22 protein-coding genes are annotated in these 22,435 nt (G+C 68.8%); 11 read left to right on the top strand and 11 right to left on the bottom strand.

Features of this window, described 5'->3' with window-relative positions; all coding sequences use genetic code 11:
- Window positions 1-85: 85 nt before the first annotated feature.
- The gene (locus WS87_RS06210) at window positions 86-1,849 is read right to left on the bottom strand and encodes an acetolactate synthase 3 catalytic subunit (protein ID WP_059820658.1); all 1,764 of its coding nucleotides are present in this window, start codon (window positions 1,847-1,849) and stop codon (window positions 86-88) included.
- A gap of 352 nt (window positions 1,850-2,201) precedes the next feature.
- On the opposite strand from WS87_RS06210, the gene WS87_RS06205 reads away from it, so the two are divergent.
- From WS87_RS06205 to WS87_RS06155, 11 genes are all read left to right on the top strand, one after another.
- Window positions 2,202-2,765 (top strand): RNA polymerase sigma factor, encoded by a 564-nt coding sequence (locus WS87_RS06205; protein ID WP_059468121.1) that lies wholly within the window; start codon window positions 2,202-2,204, stop codon window positions 2,763-2,765.
- Window positions 2,762-3,187 (top strand): DUF3619 family protein, encoded by a 426-nt coding sequence (locus WS87_RS06200; protein ID WP_059533231.1) that lies wholly within the window; start codon window positions 2,762-2,764, stop codon window positions 3,185-3,187. Before WS87_RS06205 ends, WS87_RS06200 begins: the two co-directional genes overlap by 4 nt.
- A gap of 26 nt (window positions 3,188-3,213) precedes the next feature.
- Complete coding sequence (locus WS87_RS06195; protein WP_059820657.1) at window positions 3,214-3,975, top strand: DUF3106 domain-containing protein; 762 nt, start codon at window positions 3,214-3,216, stop codon at window positions 3,973-3,975.
- Window positions 3,976-4,053: 78 nt separating this feature from the next.
- Complete coding sequence (locus WS87_RS06190; RefSeq protein WP_442861407.1) at window positions 4,054-4,494, top strand: RDD family protein; 441 nt, start codon at window positions 4,054-4,056, stop codon at window positions 4,492-4,494.
- Window positions 4,495-4,772: 278 nt separating this feature from the next.
- Complete coding sequence (locus WS87_RS06185) at window positions 4,773-5,711, top strand: UDP-2,3-diacylglucosamine diphosphatase (protein ID WP_059533236.1); 939 nt, start codon at window positions 4,773-4,775, stop codon at window positions 5,709-5,711.
- 30 nt (window positions 5,712-5,741) lie between these two features.
- Window positions 5,742-6,776 carry a glycosyltransferase family 4 protein gene (locus tag WS87_RS06180; RefSeq protein WP_059533238.1) on the top strand — a complete coding sequence of 345 codons (1,035 nt, stop codon included), beginning with the start codon at window positions 5,742-5,744 and terminating at the stop codon, window positions 6,774-6,776.
- A complete protein-coding gene (locus tag WS87_RS06175; RefSeq protein WP_059533240.1) occupies window positions 6,773-7,309 on the top strand; it encodes a diacylglycerol kinase in 537 nt (178 codons plus the stop codon). Before WS87_RS06180 ends, WS87_RS06175 begins: the two co-directional genes overlap by 4 nt.
- Before the next feature lie 192 nt (window positions 7,310-7,501).
- Entirely contained in the window at window positions 7,502-8,257 is a 756-nt protein-coding gene (locus WS87_RS06170) for a TetR/AcrR family transcriptional regulator (protein ID WP_059820655.1), read from the top strand.
- A complete protein-coding gene (locus tag WS87_RS06165; RefSeq protein ID WP_059533245.1) occupies window positions 8,254-8,835 on the top strand; it encodes a TIGR00730 family Rossman fold protein in 582 nt (193 codons plus the stop codon). Before WS87_RS06170 ends, WS87_RS06165 begins: the two co-directional genes overlap by 4 nt.
- 22 nt (window positions 8,836-8,857) lie before the next feature.
- A complete protein-coding gene (locus WS87_RS06160; protein WP_059820654.1) occupies window positions 8,858-9,622 on the top strand; it encodes an SDR family oxidoreductase in 765 nt (254 codons plus the stop codon).
- A 230-nt stretch (window positions 9,623-9,852) separates the two neighbouring features.
- Window positions 9,853-11,748, top strand: coding sequence for an ArnT family glycosyltransferase (locus WS87_RS06155; RefSeq protein ID WP_059820678.1), 1,896 nt, complete (start codon window positions 9,853-9,855; stop codon window positions 11,746-11,748).
- Window positions 11,749-11,849: 101 nt separating this feature from the next.
- Here the strand turns inward: WS87_RS06155 and WS87_RS06150 are convergent, their stop codons facing one another.
- The 10 genes from WS87_RS06150 to kdpC form a co-directional block, all read right to left on the bottom strand.
- Complete coding sequence (locus WS87_RS06150) at window positions 11,850-12,467, bottom strand: DUF924 family protein (protein WP_059820653.1); 618 nt, start codon at window positions 12,465-12,467, stop codon at window positions 11,850-11,852.
- Window positions 12,464-13,195 (bottom strand): alanyl-tRNA editing protein, encoded by a 732-nt coding sequence (locus tag WS87_RS06145; protein ID WP_059820652.1) that lies wholly within the window; start codon window positions 13,193-13,195, stop codon window positions 12,464-12,466. The genes WS87_RS06150 and WS87_RS06145 overlap by 4 nt, the downstream gene beginning before the upstream one ends.
- 103 nt (window positions 13,196-13,298) lie before the next feature.
- Entirely contained in the window at window positions 13,299-13,709 is a 411-nt protein-coding gene (locus WS87_RS06140) for a group II truncated hemoglobin (protein WP_059533253.1), read from the bottom strand.
- 42 nt (window positions 13,710-13,751) lie between these two features.
- Window positions 13,752-16,256: an ABC transporter permease gene (locus WS87_RS06135; protein ID WP_082750758.1), complete on the bottom strand. Its 2,505-nt coding sequence runs from the start codon at window positions 16,254-16,256 to the stop codon at window positions 13,752-13,754.
- 107 nt (window positions 16,257-16,363) lie between these two features.
- A complete protein-coding gene (locus WS87_RS06130; RefSeq protein ID WP_040144699.1) occupies window positions 16,364-16,981 on the bottom strand; it encodes a DUF4126 domain-containing protein in 618 nt (205 codons plus the stop codon).
- Between the two features lie 222 nt (window positions 16,982-17,203).
- Window positions 17,204-17,524 (bottom strand): quaternary ammonium compound efflux SMR transporter SugE, encoded by a 321-nt coding sequence (gene sugE / locus WS87_RS06125; protein ID WP_059820650.1) that lies wholly within the window; start codon window positions 17,522-17,524, stop codon window positions 17,204-17,206.
- A gap of 179 nt (window positions 17,525-17,703) precedes the next feature.
- Window positions 17,704-17,988, bottom strand: coding sequence for a putative hemolysin (locus tag WS87_RS06120; RefSeq protein ID WP_059689393.1), 285 nt, complete (start codon window positions 17,986-17,988; stop codon window positions 17,704-17,706).
- 158 nt (window positions 17,989-18,146) lie between these two features.
- Entirely contained in the window at window positions 18,147-18,845 is a 699-nt protein-coding gene (gene kdpE, locus WS87_RS06115) for a two-component system response regulator KdpE (RefSeq protein WP_059533261.1), read from the bottom strand.
- Window positions 18,838-21,681 carry a sensor histidine kinase gene (locus WS87_RS06110; RefSeq protein WP_059820649.1) on the bottom strand — a complete coding sequence of 948 codons (2,844 nt, stop codon included), beginning with the start codon at window positions 21,679-21,681 and terminating at the stop codon, window positions 18,838-18,840. The genes kdpE and WS87_RS06110 overlap by 8 nt, the downstream gene beginning before the upstream one ends.
- 147 nt (window positions 21,682-21,828) lie before the next feature.
- On the bottom strand, window positions 21,829-22,410 hold the full coding sequence (gene kdpC / locus WS87_RS06105; RefSeq protein ID WP_059533265.1) for a potassium-transporting ATPase subunit KdpC: 582 nt from the start codon (window positions 22,408-22,410) through the stop codon (window positions 21,829-21,831).
- Window positions 22,411-22,435: the final 25 nt, after the last annotated feature.

Here is a 22,435-nt window from a genome sequence, read left to right as displayed (position 1 = left end):
GTCGATTCACTCGCGCTGCGCGCCGACCGGTGCCGCACCGCCCTTCGTGAAGGCGGCCGCTCCGGCCCCGGCGCGCGTCGCGCCGTTACAGATCTTCCGATCCGAGCAGCATCTCGGTGATGCCCTTGCCGGCCTGTACCATCGGCCAGACGTTTTCGGTCGGATCGGTCTGGAAGTCGAGAAACACGGTGCGGTCCTTCAGGCGCAGCGCTTCCTTCAGCGCCGGCTCCACATCCGAGGTCTTTTCGATCCGCATGCCGACATGGCCGTACGCTTCGGCGAGCTTCACGAAATCGGGCAGCGCATCCATGTACGAATGCGAATAGCGCTTGCTGTATTCGATCTGCTGCCACTGGCGGACCATGCCGAGATAGCGGTTGTTCAGCGAAATGATCTTCACGGGCGTGTCGTACTGCAGGCAGGTCGACAGTTCCTGGATGCACATCTGGATCGAGCCTTCGCCCGTGATGCACAGCACGTCGTCGTCCGGGTGCGCCATCTTGACGCCCATCGCTGCCGGCAGGCCGAAGCCCATCGTGCCGAGGCCGCCGGAGTTGATCCAGCGACGCGGCTTGTTGAAACGGTAGAACTGCGCGGCCCACATCTGGTGCTGGCCGACGTCCGAGCACACGAACGCATTGCCGTCCGTCAGCTCCCATGCCTTCTCGACCACGTACTGCGGCTTGATGATCTCGCTGTCGCGGTCGAACTTCAGGCAGTCCTTCGAACGCCAGCCCTCGATGTCCTTCCACCATTGCACGAGCGCCTCGGTGTCGGGGCCGTGCTCCGCCGTCTGCAGTTGCTCGATCAGCTCCTTCAGCACTTCCTTCACGTCGCCGACGATCGGGATGTCGACCTTCACGCGCTTCGAGATCGACGACGGGTCGATGTCGATGTGGATGATCTTGCGCGGACGCGACGCGAAGTGCGCCGGGTCGCCGATCACGCGGTCGTCGAAGCGGGCACCGATCGCGATCAGCACGTCGCAGTGCTGCATCGCCATGTTCGCTTCGTACGTGCCGTGCATGCCGAGCATGCCGAGGAATTTCTTGTCCGACGCGCGATAGCCGCCGAGGCCCATCAGCGTGTTCGTGACCGGGTAGCCGAGCAGGTCGGCGAACTGGTTCAGTTCGCGCGCGGCGTCGGCGAGGATGATGCCGCCGCCCGTATAAATATAGGGACGCTTCGCCGACAGCAGCAGCGACACGGCCTTGCGGATCTGGCCCGAATGGCCCTTCGTGACGGGGTTGTACGAGCGCAGCGACACGCTCTTGACCGGCTCGTACTGGCACGGCGTCTTCGAGATGTCCTTCGGGATGTCGATCAGCACCGGGCCCGGACGGCCGGTGCGGGCGATGTAGAACGCCTTCTTGACGGTTTCCGCGAGGTCGCGCACGTCCTTCACGAGGAAGTTGTGCTTCACGCACGGACGCGTGATGCCGACGGTATCGCATTCCTGGAACGCGTCCTGGCCGATCGCGGCAGTCGGCACCTGGCCGCTGATCACGACCATCGGGATCGAATCCATGTAGGCCGTTGCAATGCCGGTCACCGCATTGGTGACACCGGGGCCGGACGTCACGAGACAGACGCCGACGTTGCCGGTGGAACGCGCATACGCATCGGCTGCGTGCACGGCCGCCTGTTCGTGGCGCACCAGCACGTGCTGAATCTTGTCCTGCTTGTAAAGCTCGTCGTAGATATAGAGTACCGAGCCGCCGGGATAGCCCCAGATGAATTCGACGTTCTCGTCGGCCAGTGCCTTCATGAGCACGGTGGCGCCGATGGAGTCGCTATCGGGAGGGGAAAGGGGTTCCGACGTGGAGAATTCCGCGCTGGGCATGTTCATTTTGACCTTTCGAATTTTCGGCAAAAAATTGATCGGGTGCTCTCTGCCGGGCTTGTGGCTCGGGTTCAAGCGGCGCGTCCAGTTTGAAGGGCGGGCTTCTTGGGCCAGCCTCAAATGAGACCATCACTTCATGTTGCGAATCGTTGACGATAGCGGGTCATGATTGGGTCGTCAAGCAAAATATCCCGCAGCGCATCATGCGCCCCGCCCGGCGGCCCGCGGACGCTGCTCGCGCGCAACGTACCGAGCCGTCAACGGTGCCAAGTCGCGCGAAAATTTGTTAGCATCCGCGGGTTTTACGAAATTTTTCGACCTTTCACACGCCGCAGTCCGCAGCGCATACCTTTACGGAATGGCATCAGACAAGGAACTCGCCGACTTTCTGGCGGGCGTCGAAAGGCGCGCGTTCAAGCAGGCTGCGTACGCCGTGCGCGACGACGATGCGTCGCTCGACATCGTGCAGGACGCGATGATCAAGCTGGCGGAGAAGTACGGCGACCGGCCGGCGGCCGAGCTGCCGCTGCTGTTCCAGCGGATCCTGCAGAACGCGATCCACGACTGGTTCCGCCGGCAGAAGGTCCGCAATACCTGGGTGACGCTCTTCTCGTCGCTCAACAACACGGACGACGAAGACTTCGATCCGCTGGAAACGCTCGAGTCCGCGGACGACAACGCGGGCGTCGAGAGCACCGAGCACCGCCTCGAACGGGAGCAGGTTCTGGCCCTGATCGACGAAGAAATCCAGAAACTTCCAACGCGTCAACGGGAAGCGTTCCTGATGCGTTATTGGGAAGATATGGATGTCGCCGAGACTGCCGCCGCAATGGGGTGCTCCGAAGGCAGCGTCAAGACGCACTGCTCGCGAGCCACCCACACCCTGGCGCAAGCGCTCAAGGCCAAAGGAATCACGCTATGAGCTCCGCTCCCGTAAATCGAGAACACGAATTCGCGCTGAAGGTCCGCCGCGCGCTGGACGAACGTGCCGCGGCGCTGCCTGCCGCGACCGCCGACCGTCTGGCCGTCGCGCGCCGGGCCGCGCTCGCGCGCAAGAAGCCGGAAGCCGCGACCGCGCCGGTGTTCGTGCCCGCCTTCGCCGGTGCCGCCGCCGCATACGGCACGCCGCCCGCGAGTCGCCCGCAGACGTCGTTCGCGCGCCGCCTGCTGCGCGCCTGGCCGCTCGCGCTGCTGCTCGCGGGGCTCGTCGGCATCGCGTACTGGGAAGACATGCAGCGCACCGCCGAACTCGCCGACATCGACGCGGCAATGCTCAGCGACGACCTGCCGCTCAACGCGTATCTCGATCACGGGTTCAACGCGTATCTTTCGCACGCACGCTAACAGAGAATAACGAGGGGATCGCTCGGGTGAGTCAGAAACGGGGCCTGGCCGTATTTTTCGGATGCGTGATCGCGATCGCCGTTTCCTACGTCGCCACCTATTCTCGATTCAACCCGCCCGCCGCGACGGTCTCCGCCGCGGCCAGCAGCGCGCCCGCGCCGACCTCGGCCGCCGCCGGGCTGCCCACCGAACTCACCCCGCTCCCCCTGCCGCTGCCGGCCGCCAACGGCCCGCTGTCGTGGGCGCGCCTGACACCGGCGCAACGCGCGGCACTCGCGCCGTTCGCCGATCAATGGGACGGCTTCAGCGATGCACGCAAGCGCAAATGGCTGAAGATCGCGTCACGTTTCGCGAAATTGACGCCCGATGAGCAGAAGCACCTGCAGGACAGGATGTCCGAGTGGGCGCGGATGACGCCCGAGCAGCGCCGCGTCGCGCGCGAGAATTACCAGAGCGCGAAGGAGCTGTCCGCGCAGGCGCGCGAGCGTGCGTGGAAGGCCTACCAGCAACTTCCCGAAGAACAGAAGGAGCGCCTCGCCGCGACCGAGCGCCGTCGCCGGCCGAGCGTCGTCAGCGCGCCGCCGACGGTCGCCGACCGCGATGTGCGCCGCCTCGTCAATTCGCACGAGCATCCGGCGAGCAACGCCGCGCCGGCATCGGCGCCCGCCACGTCCGGCGGCGGCACGCCGCCCGTTGCGGCATCATCCACGTCAGGCACCGCACCCGCGCCTGCGACGGTCACGCCCGTCTCGCCGGCCGACGCGCCGTCGATGTTCAAGGGTTCCTGACCCGACGTGGCAAGCGCCCCCGCACCCCAGGCCCCGGCCGTCGTCGCCGCGCCGTCCGTGCGGCGACGCCTCGCCGCGATGCTGTACGAAGCCGTGCTGCTGTTCGGCATCGTGTTCTTCGCCGGCCTCGCATTCAGCCTCGCGACGCAGCAGCGCAACGGCCTCGTTCATCACAATCTCCTCGCCGCGTGGATCGCGCTCGTCGTCGGCGCGTACTTCGTCTGGTTCTGGACCCATGGCGGCCAGACGCTGCCGATGAAGACCTGGCGGCTGCGGCTCGAATCGTCGACCGGCCGTCCGCTGAGCGCCGGCCACGCGCTCGTCCGCTACGCGCTCGGGTGGCTGTGGTTCCTGCCGCCGCTCGCGCTGCATCCGCTCCTCGGCCTGTCGGTGCCCGTCACGCTCGCGCTGGCGGCCGTGTGGATCGTCGCATGGGCCGGCGCCGCCCGCCTGCACGCCGATCGCCAGTTCCCGCACGACCGCATCGCCCGCACGCGCGTCGTCGCGATTCCGCGCTGACGCGCTGACGTGGTGACGCGCCGCGCGGTCCGCGCGCCCGCGCCCCATTCCGCGCGTCGGCGCATCCATCAGACGAAACCCCTCGAAGGCGCGATCACGGCCACCGCTCACGGCTTACCCGATCGCCTCAGGACGGTCGGTTCGGCAGATTACGCAACGCCGCCGCATTCACTGCTAAACACGCCGGAACGACAGTAATAAGAACGTCTCGTGACTGTCACGGCATGGTCACGCCCGCATGGCGCAATGCCGGTAATGTCAACCGGCGCGAGTCATGCATGGGCCAGAAAACGTCCGCGACCTCCCTGTTCCGTCAACCGCTCGGCGCCCGCGCCGTCACCGCCTTCCTGTCCGGCTCGGCCGCAACCGATGCCCTTTCGTCGCATGAGCCGACGGCCGCGCACGCCAGGCAGCACGACGACCCCGAGCCGTCCACCCATCGCTACCGCACGATCTGGCTGTCCGACATCCATCTCGGCTCGAGCGGCTGCCAGGCGCCGTACCTGCTCGACTTCCTGCGCCACAACGATTCGGAATACCTGTACCTCGTCGGCGACATCATCGACGGCTGGCAGCTGAAGAAGGGCTGGTACTGGCCGCAGGCGCACAACGACGTCGTGCAGAAGGTCCTGCGCAAGGCGCGCAAGGGCACGCAGGTGGTCTACATCCCGGGCAACCACGACGAAGGCGCGCGGCAGTTCTGCGACCTCGCATTCGGCGACATCCAGGTGCGCGGCGAGGCATTTCACACGACGCTCGCTGGCAAGCGCCTGTGGATCGTCCACGGCGACCTGTTCGACGGCGTGATCCAGCACGCGAAATGGCTCGCGTATCTCGGCGACACGCTCTACACGCTGATCCTCGTGCTGAACCGCTGGTTCAACCGGATCCGCAGCCGGCTGGGCTTCCAGTACTGGTCGCTGTCGCAGTACCTGAAGCATCAGGTGAAGAACGCGGTGAACTTCATCTCGCAGTTCGAGACCGTGATGACCGACGAAGCGCGTCGCCGCGGCTGCGACGGCGTCGTGTGCGGGCACATCCACAAGGCGGAGATCCGCGACATCGACGGCGTGCTGTACTGCAACGACGGCGACTGGGTCGAGAGCCTGTCCGCGCTCGTCGAAACGATGGAAGGCGAGCTGAAGATCATTTACTGGACGGCGATGCGCGCCGCGCCGTCCGCAGCCCCGTCGCGCAAGGCCAAGGCCACCGCCTGACACAACTCCACTTACAGGACACATGCCGCGATGAAGATCATGATCGTCACCGACGCGTGGGAGCCGCAGGTCAACGGCGTCGTGCGCACGCTGAAGAGCACCTCCCGCGAACTCACCGCGCTCGGCCACCGGGTCGAAATGCTGACGCCGCTGGAATTCCGCACGGTGCCCTGCCCGACCTACCCCGAGATCCGCCTGTCGATCCTGCCGTACCGCAAGCTGCGCGCCCGGATCGATGCGTTCGCCCCCGATGCGCTGCACATCGCGACCGAAGGCCCGCTCGGCCTCGCCGCGCGACGCTATGCGCGCGCGCGCAAGCTGCCGTACACGACCGCGTATCACACGCGCTTTCCGGAATACGTGCAGGCGCGCTTCGGCATTCCGCTGTCGGCGACCTACAAGTTCCTGCACTGGTTCCACGGGCCGTCGCTCGCGGTGATGGCGCCGACCCCGGTCGTGAAGCAGGACCTCGAGAAGTTCGGCTTCACGAACGTCGTGCTGTGGACGCGCGGCGTCGACCTCGACATCTTCCGGCCGATGGAGTCGAAGGTGCTCAATACCGCGCGGCCGATCTTCCTGTACGTCGGCCGCGTCGCGATCGAGAAGAACGTCGAGGCGTTCCTGCGCCTCGACCTGCCCGGCTCGAAGTGGGTCGCGGGCGAAGGTCCCGCGCTCGCCGAACTGAAATCGCGCTATCCGGAAGCGAACTATCTCGGCGTCCTGTCGCAAGCCGAGCTCGCCAAGGTGTATGCTGCGGCCGACGTGTTCGTGTTCCCGAGTCGCACCGACACGTTCGGCCTCGTGCTGCTGGAGGCCCTCGCGTGTGGCACGCCGGTCGCCGCGTACCCGGTCACGGGCCCGATCGACGTGCTCGGCGGGGGCGATGCCGGCGCGATGCACGAAGACCTGCAGGAAGCCTGCCTCGAGGCGCTCAAGATCGAACGCGAGACTGCCCGCGCATGGGCCGAGCGCTTCTCGTGGCGCGCGGCGTCCGAGCAGTTCGCGTCGCATCTGAAACCGCTGCCGAAGACTGCGTACTCGCCCGCCGAAGGTGCCGCCGTTTGAAACGAGACCTGAACGACAAGACCCCGCCCCCTGCCGCGACGGCACAACCGCATCGTCCGTTCGACGAAGAAGAGCCGCACGCCGACGCGGACGTGCACACGCACGAACCGCTCGGCCCCGACGATCGGCTCGCGCCGCTGCCGCCGAATCCGTACAAGCGCCACCGCGGCATCACGCGTGCGTGGTACGCGCTCAAGCATTCGCTGAACGGGTTTCGCGTCGCGATCCGCGAGGAGAGCGCGTTTCGCCAGGAGCTCACGCTCGCCGCGCTGATGCTGCCGATCGGTGCGTTCTCGCCGGTCCCCGCCGCATCGCGCGCGCTGCTGATCGCGTCGGTGCTGCTCGTGCTGATCGTCGAGCTGCTGAACTCGAGCGTCGAGGCCGCGATCGATCGCATCTCGCTCGAGCGGCACGAATTATCGAAGCGCGCGAAGGATCTCGGCAGCGCGGCGGTCACGGTCGCGCTGTTCGCGTGCGTGACGACATGGGGCTTCGTGCTCGGCCCGGTGATCGCACGCTGGCTCGGCTTCTGACAGCACCCGCGGCACCGCTCGCGTGCGGCGCCGCACCATGCGCCGAACGCATCGCGATCACGAAATGCGCCCGTTGTAAGGAAACCGCGGTTTATAATCGTCCGCCAGACTTAGAACAGCAACCCGCGCCGGACGAATCTCGCAGCATCGATTGCAGCGCCCGCCAGTCCGGCACACACAGGGCCGGACGACATGGAAGCGAAACCTCCCCGCCGCACCCGCGAACGGATTCTCGAGTTGTCGTTGAAACTCTTCAACGAGATCGGCGAGCCGAACGTCACGACCACGACGATCGCCGAGGAAATGGAAATCAGTCCAGGCAACCTGTACTACCATTTCCGCAACAAGGACGACATCATCAACAGCATCTTCGCGCAGTTCGAGCAGCAGATCGAACGGCGACTGCGCTTTCCCGAAGATCACCGTCCGACGATCGACGAAACCTGGTCGTACCTGCAGTACATGGCCGACTTCATGTGGACCTACCGGTTCCTGTATCGCGACCTCAACGACCTGCTCGCGCGCAACCGCACGCTCGAGACGCACTTCAAGCAGATCATCAGCCACAAGGTGCGCTTCGCGCACGACATGTGCGAGCTGCTCGTGTCCGACGCCGAAATGGTCGCGACGCCCGCCGAGATCGAAGTCATCGCCACCAACATGGCCGTGATCTCGACGTACTGGCTGTCGTATCAGTACGTGATGCACCCGCGCAAATACAACGACCAGGACGCGATCCGCGAAGAGCTGCACCAGGTGAGCATGCACGTGATCTCGGTCATGGCTCCGTACCTGCGCGGCCGTTCGCGCCAGCTGTTCGACGATCTCGTCTCCGGCAAGCTGCCCAAGCGCCAGTTCACCGACTACCTGCCGCCGCGCGACGGTTCGCCGCGCCCCGCCGGCAGCCCGGTCGCCGCCAAGCCCGCCGCGAAGGATGCGAAACAATGAAGGCAGTCTGTGTTTACTGCGGCTCGTCGTCCGGCGTGCGGCCCGTCTATGCGGACGCCGCGCGCGCGTTCGGCCGTGCGCTCGTCGATGCGGGCCTCACGCTCGTCTACGGCGGCGGCCGCGTCGGCCTGATGGGCGTGATCGCCGATGAAGTGATGGCGGCCGGCGGCCATGCGGTCGGTGTGATCCCCGAGTTGCTGGTCGACAAGGAAGTCGGCCATACCGGGCTGTCCGAGCTGCACGTCGTGCCCGACATGCACCATCGCAAGAAAATGATGGCCGACCTCGCGGATGCGTTCGTCGCGATGCCCGGCGGCGCCGGCACGCTCGAGGAATTCTTCGAGGTTTATACGTGGGCGCAGCTCGGCTATCACCGCAAGCCCGTCGCGTTGTACAACATCGATTCGTTCTACGATCCGCTGATCGCGCTGCTGCGCCACACGGTCGACGAAGGCTTCATGCGCCCGACCTACTTCGACGCGCTGTGCCTCGACGCCGAACCGGTCGCGCTGATCGAACAGCTGCGCCGCTACCAGCCGCCCGTCCGCGACAAGTGGGCGCCGGACGCGGCCAAGTAACGTCTATCGGGAGCCGCACGCGATGCCCGCACCGTCGTCCGAGCGCAAGGCCGTCCTCATCACCGGCGCGAGCCGCGGCATCGGCCGCGCGACCGCCGTGCTCGCGGCCGAGCGCGGCTGGGACGTCGGCATCAACTACGCACGCGACGCGGCGGCAGCCGAACTGACCGCGCAAGCCGTTCGCGACGCCGGCGCACGCGCGTGCGTCGTCGCCGGCGACGTCGCGAACGAAGCGGACGTCATCGCGATGTTCGACACCGTCGCGGCGGCGTTCGGTCGCCTCGACGCGCTCGTCAACAATGCGGGGATCGTCGCGCCGTCGATGCCGCTCGCCGACATGCCGGTCGACCGGCTGCGGCGGATGTTCGATACCAATGTGCTCGGCACTTACCTGTGCGCGCGCGAAGCTGCGCGCCGGCTGTCCACCGATCGCGGCGGGCGCGGCGGCGCGATCGTCAACGTGTCGTCGATCGCATCGCGGCTCGGTTCGCCGAACGAGTATGTCGACTATGCCGGCTCGAAGGGCGCGGTCGATTCGCTGACGATCGGCCTCGCGAAGGAACTCGGCCCGCACGGCGTGCGCGTCAACGCGGTGCGGCCCGGCCTGATCGAGACCGAAATCCATGCGAGCGGCGGCCAGCCGGGCCGCGCGGCACGCCTCGGCGCGCAGACACCGCTCGGGCGCGCGGGCGAGGCGCAGGAGATCGCGGAAGCGATCGTCTGGCTGCTCGGCGACACGGCGTCATACACGACGGGCGCCCTGCTCGACGTCGGCGGCGGCCGGTAATCGCGCCCCAAAAGGCGAAAAAACGGACCGGCTGAAGCGGTCCGTGGTCACGACACCACAAATCTCCACAATATCGTGACCATTTCAGTAAACATCCGTAACAGTTCCGTGCTCTACTAGCGCCAAGTCAAAAAACAGCCGGTCATCCGGCTGTCATCTCGCTTTGATGCGACCCTTATTGGGTCCGGCCCATGTCGCCGGACCGGCTTGACCCGACCGAGATCTTTTCCATGCCAGGAACCGCAGCGCCCGGCCGGCGACGCACGTCCGTGCCCGCTCCGGCCACGCACGCCCGATCAGCCACCGATCCCGACCTCAGCGCGACACTCCATGCCGCCAGTACGCCCGCCGTGGCCGGCACCGCCGCGACGGACACCGCCCGCGATCGCGTCCTCCAGCTCGGCTGGCGCGTCTGGCTGCTGGTTGCCGCGCTGGTCTGCGCGTACACGCTGCCGGGCGTGCTCGGCCACGATCCGTGGAAGCAGGACGAAACCTATACGTTCGGCATCATTCAGCACATGCTCGAGACGGGCGACTTCGTCGTGCCGACCAACGCGGGCCAGCCGTTCATGGAAAAGCCGCCGCTCTACGCGTGGGTCGCGACGAGCCTCGCGTGGCTGTTGCAGCGGGTGATGCCGCTGCACGACGCGGCACGGCTCGCGAGCGCGCTGTTCGCGGCGCTCGCGTTCGGCTTCATCGCACGCGCGGCGCGCAGTGCCAGCCGGGCCGACAGTTGGCTCGACCTGCGCGTGATCGGCCCCGTCGTGCTGAGCGCGAGCACGCTCGTCGTCGTCAAGCACGTGCACGACATGATGACCGACGTCGCGCTGTTCGCGGGCACCGCGATGGGCTTCTGCGGCCTGCTCGAGCTCGTGATGCAGCACGTCGCGCGGGCGCGCCAGATGCGGCACGGGCTGCCGGTGCGGCCGTCCGGCCGCTGGGCCGCGCCGATCTTCGGCGCGGGCGTCGGCATCGCGCTGATGGCGAAGGGCCTGTTCGTGCCGCTCGTGTTCGCGGCCACGCTCACGGGCGCGCTGGTGCTCTACCCCGCGTGCCGTACGCGTGCGTTCGCGCGCTCGCTCGGCGTCGCCGCGCTGGTGTTCGCACCGTTCGCGCTCGTCTGGCCGACCGCGCTGTTCCTGCGTTCCGAGACGCTGTTCATGACCTGGTTCTGGGACAACAACGTCGGCCGCTTCTTCGGTTTCTCGGTGCCGGAACTCGGCGCGGAAAACGACAAGCCGTTCTTCATCCTGCGTGCGTTCCTGCTGCTCGGCTTCCCGGTCGCGCCGCTCGCGATCGTCGCGCTGGCGCGCGGCGCATGGCGCGACTGGCGCACGCCCCGCATCGCGCTGCCCGTCCTGTTCGCCGGGGTTGGCCTCGCGGTGCTGCAAGTGTCCGCGACCTCGCGCCAGCTCTACATCCTGCCGTTCTTCGCGCCGCTCGCGCTGGTTGCCGCGCAGGCGATCGAGCGCCTGCCGCGCGGGCTGCATCTCGCGTGGGATTACGTGAGCCGTCTGCTGTTCGGCACCGTCGTCGCGCTTGCGTGGGGAATCTGGGCGGTGATGGCCGATCCGGGCGCATCGCGTGCGGACCTCGCGCCGCTCGGCCGATGGCTGCCGCTCGACTGGACGATGCCGATCGTGCCCGGGCTCGTGATCGGCGCGCTCGTGCTGACGGTCGGCTGGCTGTGGCTGCTGCCGAAGCTGCGCACGACCGGCCTGTGGCGCGGCGCGCTGTCGTGGGGCGCGGGCGCGCTGGTCGCGTGGGGTCTCGTGTATACGCTGTTGCTGCCTTGGCTCGACGTCGCGAAGAGTTACCGGTCGGTGTTCGACGACCTGAATGCGCATCTCGCGCTCGAATGGAGCGACGGCGACTGCATGGCGAGCCTGCACGGGCTCGGCGAATCGGAAGCGCCGATGTTGTACTACTTCTCCGGTATCCAGCACACGCCGATCGACGACGCGAAGACGACACGCTGCACGTGGATGATCGTCCAGGGCGTGCGGGCAGTCGATCCGGCGCCGGGCAGCGAATGGAAGCTGTTCTGGACCGGCGCTCGCCCGGGCGACGACGAGGAACTGCTGCGCGTCTACGTGCGCACCCCCGAAGAGCACGAAACGCAGTGATGCAAGGCGGCGCCGCGAAACGGCGCCGTCATCATTTCCGGAAGGCCGGCCAAGCGGCGCTCGAGCACGCTTTCACGCGCGCCGCCCCACCACCCCGCACGTCAGAACGACGAGCCCGGCTCGCGCAGGAATGCCGTCTCCGCATCGGTCGACGTACGGCCGAGAATCGCGTTCCGGTGCGGAAAACGGCCGAAGCGCTCGACCACGGCCGCATGACGCAACGCGAAGTCGTGATAGCTCTCGCACCCGGCCTCGCCGCGAATGCCCGCGCACAGGCGCACGGCCTCGCGCTGGCTCTCGTCCGACTCGTCATGTTCGAACGGCAGGTACGCGAACGCACGGTGATGGCCGCTCGGCAATTGCGCGTCCCACCCGGTCGCGACGACGCGCCGCGCGAGCGCCAGCGCCTTCGGATCGGCGGCGAACGCACGCGGCGTGCCGCGATGCATGTTGCGCGAAAACTGGTCGAGCACCACGATCAGCGCGAGCGCGCCGAGCGGCGTGTCGGCCCAGCGATCGTGGGCGCCGTCGCACGCGGCGTCGAGCAACGCGCCGTAGCGCGTCCGCAGCACGTCGTCGAACGCCGCACCGCCGTTGAACCACACCTTGCGCGCGTGGCCGAACTCGACCGAACCCGGCTCGCCGAACCAGAAATCGAGAATCTCGCGCGCTTGCGGATCGAGCGCCGCGGCACTGTCCGTCAGGTTGTCGATCGTCATGCAAACTCCAGTACGAGGCGCCGTGTCCGCGCGCTCTTCTTTTCAAGTTTGGCGACCCGCAGGTCGCCGATTTCCGACGTATTGCGCACATGCGTGCCGCCGCACGGCTGCAGATCGACGCCTTCGATGCGCAGCAGCCGCACGCGGCCCAGCCCCATTGGCGGCTTCACGCTCATCGTGCGCACGAGGTCGGGCCGCTCGGCCATCTCGGCGTCGGTGATCCATTCGGTCGTGACCGCATGCGCGCCGTGGACCAGCGCCGCGAGACGGCGCTCGACGTCGATGCGATCGATCGCGTCCGACGTCGCGAAATCGAGCCGCACGTAGTCGGCTGTCACGCTGCAGCCGTCGACCGGATACGGCAACACCGCGCACATCAGGTGCGCGGCCGTATGCAGCCGCATATGCCGGTAGCGGCGCAGCCAGTCGATGTCCGCGATCACGCGCGCGCCGGGTGCGAGCGCCGCGACGCGCGCTTCCTGGCCCGTCGCGGGCACGTGCACGGCGTCGTCGGGCGTTGCGCCGTCGAACTTCGCCTTGCGCGTGTCGGCGATCGTGATCGCGCTGCCGTCAGGCAGCGTCAGCGTGCCGCTGTCGCCGGCCTGCCCGCCGCCAAGCGGATAGAACACGGTGCGGTCGAGCCGGATGCCGTCATCGCCAATGGCCGCGACGACGGCCTCGCATTGCGTCAGATAGGCATCTTCGCGAAACAGTGCGTGGGTCGTCATCGGGCGAGCCTCGTATCGTTGGGGAAGCGGACAGTGTCGCGCCGCGCCGGCCACACGCCCAGACGCAGATCGTCCGGCGCACGGACAGCGGCGTACCGGTCGATCAACCGGGCCGGTTGCGCATCCAGTCGGCCGTGTCATAGAACGAATGCATGAGCCGTTCACGCAGCGGCTCGGCCAACCCGATGTCCTCCATTGCCCACGCCATGCAGCGCAGCCACTGATCGCGCTCGACCGACGCGATCGGGAACGGCAGGTGCCGCGCGCGCAGCCGCGGGTGGCCGAACCGGCTGATGTAGTGATCCGGGCCGCCGAGCCAGCCGCACAGGAACCAGAACAGCTTGTCGCGCGAGCCGTCGAGCGACGCCGGATGCAGCGCGCGAATCTCCGCGAACTCGGGCTCGAGGTCCATCAGGTCGTAAAAACGGTCCACCATTTCGCGCACGCGGGCTTCGCCGCCCACGAGCTCGAACGCCGTCGGTTGCGACGGCGCCTCATCATTCACATCGGTCATACGGATAATCGGAAACGGGATAATCGGGGCCGCCGGCGACGCTCAGGCGTCGCGCAGCGACTGCAGCGCCGGGCGCCGCAACACATTATGCAAGCTCAGCCAGCCGGCCGCACCGGCGCACGCGACGCCGGCCGCGATGCCGGCCGGCACGAGCCACGGATCGACGGCGAGCCGGAAGTCGAACACGCGCGACGCGAGCACCCAGCCGACCGCGATCGCACCGGCTGACGCCAGCGCGCCGGCCAGCGCGCCGACGACGATGAATTCCGCGCGCTGCACCGCATTGATTTGCGCGCGCGACGCGCCGAGCGCGCGCAGCAGCGCAGCCTCACGCACGCGCTCGTCGCGCGAGCCGGCGAGCGCCGTGTACAGCACGAGCACGCCCGCCGCGAGCGTGAACGCAAACAGGAACTGCACCGCGCCGACCACCTGCAGCATCATCCGCTGCAACTGGGCGAGGATCGGTGCAACGTCGATCGCGGTCAGGTTCGGGTAGCGCGCGATCAGCGGATCGAGCAGCGCCGCCTGCTCGGCCGGCAGATGGAAACTCGTCAGGTAGACAGCTGGGAAATCCTTCAGCACCGGCGGCGGCATCAGCACGAAAAAGTTGACGCGGAACGAGCCCCAGTCGAGCTTGCGCACGCTGGTGATCGGCGCATCGACCGTCAGCCCCGTCACGTCGAAGCGCAGCGTGTCACCCGGCTTCACGTTCAGCGTCTTCGCGAGCCCGGCCTCGATCGAGATCTGCGGGCTGGCCGAACGGCCGAACCAGTCGCCTTCGACGATCCGGTTGTCGGACGGCAGCTCGGTCGTATACGACAGGTTGAACTCGCGGTCGACGAGCCGGCGCGCCTCGTCCGACGGATACGCGTCCGGGTTCACCGGCTTGCCGTTGATCGCGACGAGCCGGCCGCGCACCATCGGCGCGGGCACCGCGTCGCGTACGCCGTGCGCGGCGAGCCATGCGGCGACGTCGTCGCGCTGGTCGGGCTGGATGTCGATCAGGAACTGGTTAGGCGCATCGGGCGGCGTCGACTGCCGCCAGCCGGCGACGAGGTCGTTGCGCGTGATCGCGATCAGCAGCAGGCACATCAGGCCCAGCGCGAGCGCGGTGATCTGCAGCGCGCTGGCCGTGCCGCGCCGGTGCAGCGACGCGAGCGCATAGCGCCAGCCGACGCCTGCGGCCACGCGCGCACCGCGCACCGCGCGCGCCGCCGCATACAGCGCGAGCCGTGCGATCAGCGAGAAACCGACCAAGGCGCCCGCGAACCCGCCCGCGACGATCAGCCCGAGCTTCAGATTGCCCGCCGCGACGATCAACAGCCCCGCGAACAGCACGACGCCGAGCGCGTACAAGGCCCAGGCCGTGCGCGACGCGTCGCCCCAGTCGCGCCGCAGCACGCGCACCGGCGGCACGCGGGTGAGCGGCGCAAGCGGCGGCAGCGCGAAGCCGAGCAGCAGCACGAGCGCGGCGCCGATCCCGACGAGCGCGGGCCAAGGCGTGGGCGGCGGCAGCACGACGTCGATCAGGCTGCCGAGCGCCGCGAGAAGCGCCCAGTGGCCGCCATAGCCGAGCACCGCGCCGGCGACGCCCGAGACGATACCGATGCCGGCGAATTCGAGCGTGAACAGCGCGCCGAGCGTGCGGCGGCTCACGCCGAGGCAGCGCATCGTCGCGCAGCCGTCCAGATGACGCCGCATGTAGCGCTGCGCGGCCATCGCGATTGCGACCGCCGCGAGCAGCGCGGTCAGGAGCGCGACGAGCGTCAGGAAATGGCGCGCGCGATCGAGCGTCTGGCGCACCTGCGGCTGGCCTTCCTGCAACGACTCGAGACCGACGCCGCGCAGCTTGCCGCCGTCGACGCGCCCGTGCGCGTAGGCCTCGAAGCGCGCGACGGCCGGTGTGTCGCCGGCCACGAGCAGCCGGTACGTGACGCGGCTGCCGTAACCGGTGAGCCCCGTCGCGGCGAGTTCGTCCGCGCGCATCATCAACCGTGGCGAGAAGTTGACGAACGAGAAACCGCGATCGAGTTCGCGGGAAATCGACGCGGCGACCGTGAACGTGCGCAGGCCGACGCGCACGGTGTCCCCCGCCTTCAGGTGCAATGCGTCGAGCAGCGCGGGATCGGCCCACACGGTACCGGGTGCGGGGATCACGGTCGCCTTGTGCGCGGCGCTCGCGCCGGCCGGCACGATCTCGACCGCGCCGCGCAGCGGATACCCGGGCGATACGGCCTTCACGGCCGCGAGGCGCGCGGGCGCCGCGTCGCTCGCCTGCCCGCCGGCGGCCGATGCGATCATGCTCGGGAAGATCGCGGTCGTCGCGGTGCGCAGCCCGAGCGCGCGCGCCTCGCGGTCGAACGACGGATCGACGGGATGGTCGGCGCGCACGACGAAATCGGCGCCGAGCATCTGGCGCGCGTCGCGCTCGAGCCCCTGGCGCAGCCGGTCGGCGAGGAAGCCGACGCTCGTCAGCGCGGCGACCGCGAGCACCAGCGCCAGCACGAGCAGCGTCAGTTCGCCGGCGCGCCAGTCGCGCGCGGTCATCCGCACGGCCTGGCGGATCAGGTCGTGCCAGCCGAAGTGGCCGGCATGGCCGGGCCGCCCGGCCGGCGACGGGTCAGCGTGCTGCCGCTCGACGGGGGACGGCGCCTTCAATCGCGCTTGCCCCCGATCGAGTTGAGCCGCGACACCATGTGGTTCGCCATCCCGCGAAAGCCGCCCGACACGCCGCGCCACAGGCGCGGCAGCGCCCAGGCCGACGCCGCGATGAACGCCGCGAGCAGGACGAGGAACGCGAGGGGAACGAAGAATGCGAGTGCGAGGCCGCCGAACACGAGGCCGTCCTCGGTGGACGACGCGACCCAGTTCGAGATCGGCTCGGGAGACAGGTTGATCAGCGCGCGCGTGCCGGCCTTCGCGACGTGGGCGGCACCGGCGAGCGACCCGCCGGCCAGCCCGGCGACCGCGAGCACGGTCGGGTCGGCATGGCCGAGCGCACCGGCGGCCAGCACCGCGCCGGCCGGAATGCGGATGAAGGTGTGCACCGCGTCCCACAGCGAATCGAACGCGGGAATCTTGTCGGCAAGGAATTCGGTGACGGCGAGCACGGCGGCGGCGCCGATGACCCACGGCGACGTCAGGACCGCGAGCGTGTCCGGCAGATGGAGCCAGCCGACCCGCGCGAGCACGCCGGCGATCAGCACCGTCAGGTAAAGGCGCAGCCCGCTCGCCCACGCGAGCCCCGCGCCGAGCGAAATGGCTTCGATCATGGCCCTCTCCTTGCACTTTTCCGTGCGCTTTGCCGATTGATCGGATCGAGCCGGTACGACCGGCTGCGCGGCGCGTGGCGACCGGCGCCGCTGCCGAGCGCGGCGCGGCGACATTCAGGCCCGAATGCGTTCCATTATAGACAGGCTGGCACGAGGGCCGGCGCAATTCCGCAGTGCGTCACGGCCGGGCACCGGCGCCGGCCGGCGCCCGGCGCGGCGGCGTCAGGTGGCCGACGACAGCTTCAGGCCGACCAGCCCGAGCACGATCAGCGATGCGCTCGCGACGCGGGCGGCGGTGAGTGCCTCGCCCATCATCACGATCCCGAACACGAACGCGCCGACCGCGCCGATGCCCGTCCACACCGCATACGCGGTGCCGAGCGGCAACTGGCGCATCGCGACCGCGAGCAGCCCGAAGCTGGCAAGCGCCGTCACGATCGTAAACACCGACGGTCCGAGCTTCGTGAAACCCTCGGACGATTTCATGCCGGCCGCCCAGGCCACTTCCAGCAAACCGGCAATCAACAACAATACCCACGCCATCTCGACGTACTCCGGATCGGATGGGGCCGTCCCCGTTGAAGCGAATGACCCGGGGTCGTCCCCGGGCGGCGCCGAGTATAACAAGACGCTTACGGACACGCCGGGTGCACCGGCGCCGGGCGCGAACGGAGATCGGGCCGACGCCTGGCGCGGCCACGCCCGCCCTGCCGCGTCCAGCCTCAGTTCGACACGCGCTTGGCGCCGCCACCGCCGATGCAGCGGTCGTCGCGGTACAACGCCCATTCGTCGCACACGCGGCCGTCCTTGAACACGCACATGCCGACCTGCCCGCTCGGCAGGTTGCGGATCACGTGGCGGCCACCGAGCTTTTCGCAATTGACCGACGCGGGATTGGCGAGCGCCTGCTGCGGCGCCGAAGGCTGCTGCCCGGGCGGCAGCGGCTGCGCGAACGCGCCGGGCGCGGCAAGCGCCAGCGCACTGATGACGACGAGACGGACGGACATGGCACGCTCCTCGGTTTCGTTCGCGGAACGGTCAGCATAGCGGGGAATCCGTGGCCGGTGTGCACGGCCGGCGCATGCGGCGGCAATGTCGCGCCGATGCAACTTCACCGGCGCGACGGCCTTGCATTCAGATCACGTCACGCGGCATGCCGCGGCCGTCACGCGGCGCCGACGAGCCGGTAGCCGACGCCCGTTTCGGTGACGATGTGCTCGGGCTGCGCGGGATCGCGCTCGAGCTTCTGGCGCAGGTGCGCCATGTAGATCCGCAGATAGTGATGGCTCTCGACGTGCGACGGCCCCCAGACGTCCCGCAACAGTTGACGGTGCGTGAGCACGCGCCCCGCATGCCGCACGAGCGTCGCGAGCAGCCGGTATTCGAGCGGCGTCAGGTGCACGATCTCGCCGTCGCGCCACACCTGGCGCAGCGCGAGATCGACGGTCACGCCGCCGAAGCCCACCTTCGGCGATTCGTTCGCGCCGCCCTGGTTGCGCCGGCGCAGTTGCGCACGGATCCGCGCGCGCAGCTCGGACACGCCGAACGGCTTGGTCAGGTAGTCGTCGGCGCCCGCGTCGAGCGCGGCGACCTTCTCCTCTTCCTGCGTGCGCGCGGACAGCACGATCACCGGCACCTCGGACCAGCCGCGCAGCTCGCGGATCACGTCGAGGCCGTCGGTGTCGGGCAGGCCGAGATCGACGATCACGAGATCGGGCTTGCGGGTCGCCGCGTCGATCAGCCCCTGCTTGCCCGTCTCCGCCTCGAACACGGCGATGTCCTCCTCTTCGAGCGCGGCGCGCACGAAGCGGCGGATCTGTTTCTCGTCCTCGATCAGGACGACGGTCAGGCTCGGTTCACTCATGATCTGGCAATGGCTCTGAGGGGGACGATGCGCCGGGCACGTCGATTTCGTCGTCGGGTACGGCAGGCACGGCCGGCGGCGTGTCGACCGGCAGCGTGAACCAGAAGCGCGCGCCCGTCACGCGGCCGTCGGGCGCGGTACGGTTGAGCGCGCCGATTTTACCGCCGTGCGCCTCGACGATCGCGCGGCAGATCGCGAGGCCGAGCCCGATGCCCGGCGTCGCCGATTCCTTCTCGCCGCGCGTGAACTTGTCGAAGATCCGCGTTTCCATGCCGGCCGGCAGGCCCGGGCCGTGATCGTCGACGTGCACGCGCACGAACGGCTGGCCGTCGTCGGTCACGCGCTCGGCGCCGATCTCGATCGACGTATCGGGCGGCGTGTACTTCGCCGCGTTCTCGAACAGGTTGGTGAACAGCCGCTCCATCAGCACCGCGTCCATCTGCAGGAGCGGCAGGTCGGCCGGCAGCGACACGCGCGCGGGATGCCGCGCGAGCACGCGCTTGCACGCGGCGAGCGCGGCGCCGACGGCTTCCTCGAGCAGCGACCACTGGCGCTTGAGCTGCAGGCTGCCGGCCTGCAGCCGCGCCATGTCGAGCAGGTTCGTGACGATGCCCGTCATCCGCAGCGCCTCGTCGTGGATCGCGTCGACCAGCTCGCCCTCGCGCTGCGCGAAGCGCTCGGCCGCCGCGGCATCGCCGTCCTGCGCGGCCGCGCGTCCGTTCGCGAGCATCGACGAAAAACCGACGATCGTCGTGAGCGGCGTGCGCAGGTCGTGCGAGATCGCCGACAGCAGCGAGTTGCGCAGCCGCTCGGACTCCATGTTGACGAGCGCGTCGCGCGCGATCTCGACGTAGTGCACGCGCTCGAGCGCGAGCGCGATCTGCGCGGCGAACGCATCGAGCATCCGCAGCTGCTCGGGCACCTCGAGCTCCCGCGGGTCGCGCGACGCGACCGCGAGCACGCCGCGCGTGCGCATCGGCGCCTTCAGCGGCAGGTACAGCGCAGCGGTCGCGGGCAGCGTGTCGGTGCCGCGGCCGGCCGGCTTCTGCTGGTCGTACACCCACTGGCCGACGTCGCTGTCGAGATCCGCGCCCGTCAGCGTGACGACCGCATCGGGCTCCTCGATCTTCTGCCGCACCTGGTCCGCGCTGTCGGGCAGCAGGAACGCCACGCGCGCGCGGAACACCTCGCCCACATGGCGGCTGCCGATCTCGACGATCTGCTCGGTCGTCAACGCCGCGCCGAGTTCGCGTGCCATCGCGTAGATCGCGCCGGTGCGGCGCTCGCGGCGCTGCGCGATGCTCGCCTGGCGCGTCAGCGTCGACGTCAGGTGGCTGATCACGAGCGACGTCAGCAGCATCCCGAAGAAGGTCAGCAGGTACTGCGTGTCGCTGACCGAGAACGACATGCGTGGCGGCACGAAGAAGAAATCGAACGCGGCGACCGACAGGAACGACTGCAGCACGCCCGGGCCGCGCCCGAGCCGAACGGCCGAAAACACGACGCCGAGCAGGTACAGCATCACGAGGTTCGTCAGGTCGAGCCGCTCGGACACGATGCTCGCGACGCCGGTGATCGCGGCACAGATCGCGGCCGCGTACAGGTAGTGGCGCGGCGGCGAACGCCGCATGCCGAATTGCGCGAACGTGTCGCGCCAGTCGCGTGCGCGCGCGTCGAGCGGCGTCGCGCGCACTTCGTCGCTCGCCGACGCACGGATCAGCATCAGGTCGACATCGCCCGCGCGCTCGGCGAGCTTTTCGCCGAACGGCCGCGCGAAGCGGCGCGCGAGCCCGACCTTCGGCGAGCCGCCCGCGACGAGCTTCGACACGTTGCGCACCTTCGCGTAGCCGATCAGCGCGGCGACCGCGTCGTCGCCGGCGAGCGTGGCCGTCTCCGCGCCGAGCTCGGCCGCGAGTTTCAGCGCGTCGAGCGTGCGCTGCCGCCGCGCGTCGGGCAGCCGCTGCAGGCGCGGCGTCTCCACATAGACGGCGATCCAGTCGGCCTTCAGGCTCGCGGCGAGCCGCGCGGCGGCGCGCACGAGCGTCGGCGCCTCGGGCCCCGGCCCGACGCACACGAGCAGCCGCTCGCGCGCCTGCCAGATACGCTGGATCGAACGGTCGGCGCGGTATTCGCGCATCTGCGCGTCGACGCGGTCCGCCGTGCGCCGCAACGCCAGTTCGCGCAGCGCGATCAGGTTGCCCTTGCGGAAGAAGTTGCGCACCGCGCGCTCGGCCTGCTGCGCGAGATAGACCTTGCCGTCGCGCATCCGCGCGAGCAGTTCCTCGGCCGGCAGGTCGACCAGCGTAACCTCGTCGGCCGCGTCGAACACGCGATCGGGCACGGTCTCCCACACGCGGATGCCGGTGATCGCGCCGACCACGTCGTTCAGGCTTTCGAGATGCTGGACGTTGACCGTGGTGTACACGTCGATGCCCGCGTCGAGCAGTTCGTAGACGTCCTGCCAGCGCTTCAGGTGACGCGCGCCCTGCACGTTCGAATGCGCGAGCTCGTCGACGAGGATCAGTTGCGGCGCACGCGCGAGCGCGCCGTCGAGATCGAATTCGGCGAGCGTGCGGCCGCGATAGTCGATGCGCGCGAGCGGCAGCACGTCGAGGCCGTCGAGCAGCGCGGCGGTTTCGCTGCGGCCGTGGGTCTCGACGATGCCGACGACGACGTCGACACCATCCTGCTTGCGCTGGCGCGCGGCCTGCAGCATCGCGTAGGTCTTGCCGACGCCGGCGGACGCGCCAAAGAAGATCTTGAGCTGGCCGCGCCGCTGCTTTTCTTCGTCGCGCTGCAGCTTGTCGAGGAGTTGGTCGGGATCGGGGCGGTTCATGCGTCGGGAAGGCGAAGCGCGGGATTGCGAACGAGTACCGTCATTGTTGTTCCAAATCGCCGCAAAAGGCAAAGACGGCGCATGCGCCGTCGGAAAAGCGCGTCCGGCGCGGATCGGGCCGCGCCGGACGCCGGTTGTCGCACACGGTCAGTGCGCGGCCTGCGCCGCGTCGAGCGCGAGGTTCAGCTTCAGCACGTTCACGCGCGGCTCGCCGAGCACGCCGAACTGGCGGCCGGCCGTGTTCGCGGCGACGAGCTGCGCGACCGCATCCGCCGTCAGGTTGCGCGCCTTCGCGACGCGCTCGACCTGGTACGCGGCGGCGGCCGGCGTGATCTCCGGATCGAGGCCGCTCGCCGACGCCGTCACGAGGTCGACGGGCACGGGCTTCGACATGTCGGTGCCCGCGTCGCGCAGCGCGGCGATGCGCGCCTTCACCTGGTCGGCGAGCGACGGGTTCAGCGGGCCGAGGTTCGAGCCGCCGGAGCCCGTCGCGTTGTACGGCATCGGCGACGTGGCCGACAGCCGGCCCCAGAAATACTTCGGCGCATCGAACGGCTGGCCGATCAGCGCGGAGCCAACCGCCTTGCCGTCCTTCTCGATCAGGCTGCCGTTCGCCTGCGACGGGAACACGGCCTGGCCGAACACGGTCATCACGGCCGGGTAGGCGAGCCCCGTCACGACGGTCAGTACGACGAAGATCACGACGAGCGGGCGAATCAACGATTTCATGATGGTTCTTCCTTCAGGTACGGCG

The sequence above is a fragment of the Burkholderia sp. MSMB0856 genome (assembly GCF_001524645.2).
GTDB classification, from domain to species: Bacteria; Pseudomonadota; Gammaproteobacteria; order Burkholderiales; family Burkholderiaceae; genus Burkholderia; species Burkholderia diffusa.
Note: the sequence above shows the minus strand (reverse complement) of the source record. Positions and strands in the feature narration are given on the sequence as shown.